5 protein-coding genes and 1 pseudogene are annotated in these 4,933 nt (G+C 65.1%); all 6 read left to right on the forward strand.

Translation table 11 applies throughout. From position 1 onward, the window contains the following. Positions 1-340: pseudogene (locus AC3WRI_RS32730) on the forward strand (ATP-dependent DNA helicase RecG); the annotation flags it as partial. A 134-nt stretch (positions 341-474) separates the two neighbouring features. Then, positions 475-1,425: a LysR substrate-binding domain-containing protein gene (locus tag AC3WRI_RS32735; protein WP_492294996.1), complete on the forward strand. Its 951-nt coding sequence runs from the start codon at positions 475-477 to the stop codon at positions 1,423-1,425. Positions 1,426-1,835: 410 nt separating this feature from the next. After that, positions 1,836-3,278 (forward strand): catalase, encoded by a 1,443-nt coding sequence (locus tag AC3WRI_RS32740; RefSeq protein WP_010815056.1) that lies wholly within the window; start codon positions 1,836-1,838, stop codon positions 3,276-3,278. Positions 3,279-3,328: 50 nt separating this feature from the next. Further along, positions 3,329-3,526: a hypothetical protein gene (locus AC3WRI_RS32745; protein WP_041687510.1), complete on the forward strand. Its 198-nt coding sequence runs from the start codon at positions 3,329-3,331 to the stop codon at positions 3,524-3,526. Positions 3,527-3,619: 93 nt separating this feature from the next. Next, positions 3,620-4,105, forward strand: coding sequence for a Dps family protein (locus AC3WRI_RS32750; protein ID WP_010815054.1), 486 nt, complete (start codon positions 3,620-3,622; stop codon positions 4,103-4,105). Between the two features lie 141 nt (positions 4,106-4,246). Next, on the forward strand, positions 4,247-4,933 hold a 687-nt coding region (ubiA, locus tag AC3WRI_RS32755; RefSeq protein ID WP_492294997.1), incomplete at its 3' end, for a 4-hydroxybenzoate octaprenyltransferase.

The following is a 4,933-nucleotide window of genomic DNA, read 5'->3' on the forward strand; positions in this document are numbered from 1 at the left end:
GCGCGGGCGGGTGGGGCGGGGCAGCGCCGAATCGGTCTGCCTGCTGATGTACCAGGCGCCGCTGTCGCCGACCGCGCGCGAGCGCCTGGCGACCATGCGCGAGACCACCGACGGCTTCGAGATCGCCCGGCGCGACCTGGAAATCCGCGGCCCGGGCGAGTTCCTGGGTGCGCGCCAGTCCGGCGAAGCGATGTTGCGCTTTGCCGACCTGCAGACCGACGCGTGGCTGGTGGAATACGCGCAGGAGGCGGCCGAACTGATGCTGGCGCGCTACCCGGAAGCGGTGGAAGCGCACCTTTCGCGCTGGCTGGGTGGGCGCGAGCACTACCTCAAGGCTTGATCGCGGGCTGGTTTTTCGACGGGATGTGCGCCATTCAGCGCACCCGCCAGTCCGCTGCGGGCTATTCGGGCTGGCGCTCTGACAGAAGCGGCAATCGAAGGTAAAATCTATCGCCTACCGGAAACTGATAAGTCATGACGCTCACCGAACTCAAGTACATCGTCGCCGTGGCGCGCGAGCGCCATTTCGGCCGGGCCGCCGAAGCCTGCTTTGTGTCGCAGCCGACGCTGTCGGTCGCGATCAAGAAGCTGGAAGACGAACTCAACGTGCAGATTTTCGAGCGCGGCACCTCCGAGGTGTCGGTGACGTCGGTCGGCGAGCAGATCGTGGCGCAGGCCCAGCGCGTGCTTGAACAGACCATGGCCATCCGCGAGATCGCCAAGCAGGGCAAGGACCCGCTTGCGGGTCCGCTGCGCGTGGGCGTGATCTACACCATCGGGCCGTACCTGCTGCCGTCGCTGGTCAAGCAGATGATCGAGACCGTGCCGCAGATGCCGCTGATGCTGCAGGAGAACTACACCCACAAGCTGATCGAGCTGCTCAAGCAGGGTGAGATCGACTGCGCGGTGATGGCCGAGCCGTTCGCGGATTCGGGCCTGACGGTGCGCCCGCTCTATGACGAACCCTTTGTCGTCGCCGTGCCGCGCGGCCACCAGCTGGCGCAGGCGCACTCCATCGACCCCGATGAACTGAAGCAGCAGACCATGCTGCTGCTGGGCAGCGGCCACTGCTTCCGCGACCATGTGCTGGGCGTGTGCCCGGAGCTGTCGCGCTTCTCGCAGGCGGCCGACGGCATCCAGAAGACCTTCGAGGGCTCGTCGCTGGAAACCATCCGCCATATGGTGGCCAGCGGGGTTGGCATCACCGTGCTGCCGCGCACCTCGGTGCCCGACATGAAGGCCAAGGGCGACATGCTGTCCTATGTGCCGTTTGCCGATCCGGTGCCCGACCGGCGCGTGGTGCTGGCCTGGCGCAAAAGCTTCACCCGCCTGCCGGCCATGGAAGCGCTGGCCAATGCCGTGGCTGCGTGCGAACTGGCCGGCGTGCGCAAGCTGGGCGCCAAGGAGCTGGCCGAAGCGGCCTGATCTTCCTGCCCCCACAGTACAGGCATTTCCCTCGGCCGCACCGGAGATTCCGCTGCGGCCGTTGTCATTTCCGGCCCCGCAACGGGGTATTTCAGGGACCTGTCTTCGGGCGGTCACCTTCCGCTGCGATAAGTTGCAGAAATCCCAGATAGATTTGACCTAATGCATAGGTATAAATAATTGAATTCTCAATTCGATAGATCGTTGGTAGGCTGACTCCTGTCGATGCAGATGGCATCGACCTGAGACAGGAACCAATGATGAGCACCAGCGCCCAGTTCTCTCCGACAACAATCAACGGGCGCCCGTTTCCCCTCCGCGTGGGGCGCTGCCTGCTCGATTGCCTTGCCTGCTATGCCGCCGCGCTCTGATGCGGCGTTCCCTTTCAGCCTACCCACAAAGAGGAAAAGATGAGCAAGAAGGACACCCTTACCACTGCCGCCGGCGCACCCGTCGCCGACAACCAGAACGCGCAGACGGCCGGTCCGCGCGGCCCGATGCTGCTGCAGGATGTCTGGTTCCTCGAAAAGCTGGCCCACTTCGACCGCGAGGTCATCCCCGAGCGGCGCGTGCATGCCAAGGGCTCGGGCGCTTATGGCACGCTCAAGGTCACCCACGACATCACCAGGTACACCAAGGCTTCGGTCTTTGCCCAGGTCGGCAAGGAGACGCCGCTGTTCATCCGCTTCTCGACCGTGGCCGGCGAGCGCGGCGCGGCCGATGCCGAGCGCGACGTGCGCGGCTTCTCGATCAAGTTCTACACCGACGAAGGCAACTGGGACGTGGTCGGCAACAATACCCCGGTGTTCTTCGTGCGCGACCCGCTCAAGTTCCCGGACTTTATCCACACGCAGAAGCGCAATCCGCGCACCAACCTGCGCGACCCGATCGCGGTGTGGGACTTCTGGTCGCGCCATCCGGAATCGCTGCACCAGGTCACCATCCTGATGAGCGACCGCGGTCTGCCGCAGAACTACCGCCAGATCCACGGCTTCGGCTCGCACACGTACTCGTTCATCAACGCGAACAACGAGCGCTTCTGGGTCAAGTTCCACTTCAAGTCGCAGCAGGGCATCGCCAACTGGACCAATGAAGAAGCGGCCAAGGTCGTGGCAACGGACCGCGAAAGCGCGCAGCGCGACCTGTTCGAGAACATCGAGCAAGGCAATTTTCCGCGCTGGAACCTGCGCGTCCAGGTCATGCCGGAGGCCGATGCGGCCAAGTACCACATCAATCCGTTCGACCTGACCAAGGTCTGGCCGCACAAGGACTACCCGCTGATCGACGTGGGCGTGCTCGAGCTCAACCGCAACCCGGACAACTACTTTGCCGAGGTCGAGCAGGTGGCGATGAATCCGGCCAATATCGTGCCGGGCATCGGCTTCTCGCCCGACAAGATGCTGCAGGGGCGGCTGTTCTCGTACGGCGACACGCAGCGCTACCGCCTGGGGATCAACCACAACCAGATCCCGGTGAATGCGCCGAAATGCCCGTTCCACAACAGCTTCCACCGTGACGGCGCGATGCGCGTGGACGGCAACCAGGGAGGCAAGCTCAACTACGAGCCCAACCGCGAAGGCGCCTACGCCGCCAGCGAACGCGCGATCGAGCCGCCGCTGGCACTGGATGGTGCCGCCGACCACTGGGACCACCGCGTCGACCCGGACTACTACAGCCAGCCCGGCGCGCTGTTCCGCCTGTTCGACGAAGGCCAGCGCCAGCGCCTGTTCGCCAATATCGCGGCGGCGATGCAGGGCGTGCCTGAGGCGATCGTGCGCGTGCAGCTGGAGCACTTCACCAAGGCCGACCCGGCCTACGGCGAGGGCGTGAAGCGCGCGCTCAACCTGAAGTAAGCGGCAGCCTGGCGCGGCGCCCCTGGCGGGATGCCGCGCCGCGGAGAACGATGATGGCGATGATCCGGTTGTTTATCCAAGAGTGGCGACAGCTGTGGCATGACGGGCACGACCAGCCCGGGCGCGCCGATGCCGCGCGGCTGCGCCACAAGCTGTGGCGCAAGGAAATCGGCGCCGCCGTGATCGTGCTCGGCGCGACCGTGATGTTCAGCGAGGTGGCCCGGGGTTTGGCCGGGATTGCCGGCTAGTGCAATAATGCGGGTACTGCGCCGCCCGGCCCCAAAACATGGAAAGCGCCGGCGGCGCCCCTCGTGGCTTTACCAGAACGGAGCGTATTTACCATGGCAAAGAAGAATGAGATGAGCGTGAATATCGGTATTTCCGACAAGGACCGCAAGAAGATCGCGGAAGGCCTGTCCAAGCTGCTGGCGGACACCTACACCCTCTACCTCAAGACCCATAACTTCCACTGGAACGTGACGGGTCCCATGTTCAATACGCTGCATCTGATGTTCGAGACCCAGTACACCGAGCTGGCGCTCGCCGTGGACTCGATCGCCGAGCGTATCCGCGCGCTGGGCTACCCGGCACCGGGCACCTACAAGGAATACGCCCGCCTGTCTTCGATCGCGGAGGAAGAGGGCGTGCCCGAGGCCACCGAAATGATCCGCAAGCTGGTCGAAGGCCAGGAAGCCGTGGTGCGCACCGCGCGTTCGCTGTTCCCGGTGATCGACGCCGCCGGCGACGAACCGTCGGCCGACCTGCTGACCCAGCGCATGCAGACGCACGAAAAGACCGCGTGGATGCTGCGCGCGATGCTGGCCTGAGGCCAGCTTGCCACCTCCGGCTGCCCTTCAGTAGCGGCCGGCACTGCGCGTCGCAACCGTCCGGGCTGCGGCGCGTTTTCATTGAATCCTCCTTCCCGGATCCGCGCAGTGCAGACCCTCTCGCCGTTGCCCCCCACGCCCATGCTTGAACGCCTTTCCCTCTACGCGCGCCTGGTGCGCATCGACAAGCCGATCGGCACGCTGCTGCTGCTGTGGCCGACGCTGTGGGCCATGTGGATGGCCGCGGGCGGGCCGCCGGCGTGGGGGCTGTTCTGGATCTTCGTGGCGGGCACCTTCCTGATGCGCTCGGCTGGCTGCGCCATCAACGACTGGGCGGACCGCGACTTCGACAAACACGTCAAGCGCACCAGGGAACGGCCGCTGACCGCGGGCAAGATCGCAGCGTGGGAAGCGCTGGCCGTCGCCGCCGTGCTGGCGCTGGTGGCTTTTGCGCTGGTGTTGCCGCTCAATGCGCTGACCAAATGGCTGGCGGTGGTGGCGGCGGTGGTGGCCGGCACTTACCCGTTCTTCAAGCGCTTCTTTGCGATTCCGCAGGCTTATCTCGGCATCGCGTTTGGCTTTGGTATCCCGATGGCGTTTGCCGCGATCCAGGACCAGGTGCCGCCGGTGGCGTGGCTGATGCTGCTGGCCAATGTGTTCTGGGCGGTGGCGTATGACACGGCTTATGCGATGGTCGATCGTGACGACGACCTCCTGATCGGCATGAAGACTTCGGCCATTACCTTTGGCCGCTTCGACGTGGCGGCGATCATGCTCTGCTATGCCGCGTTCCTGGCGCTGATGGCGTGGGCGGGGGTGCTGCTGGGG

The sequence above is a fragment of the Cupriavidus sp. FW305-27 genome, assembly GCF_058787995.1.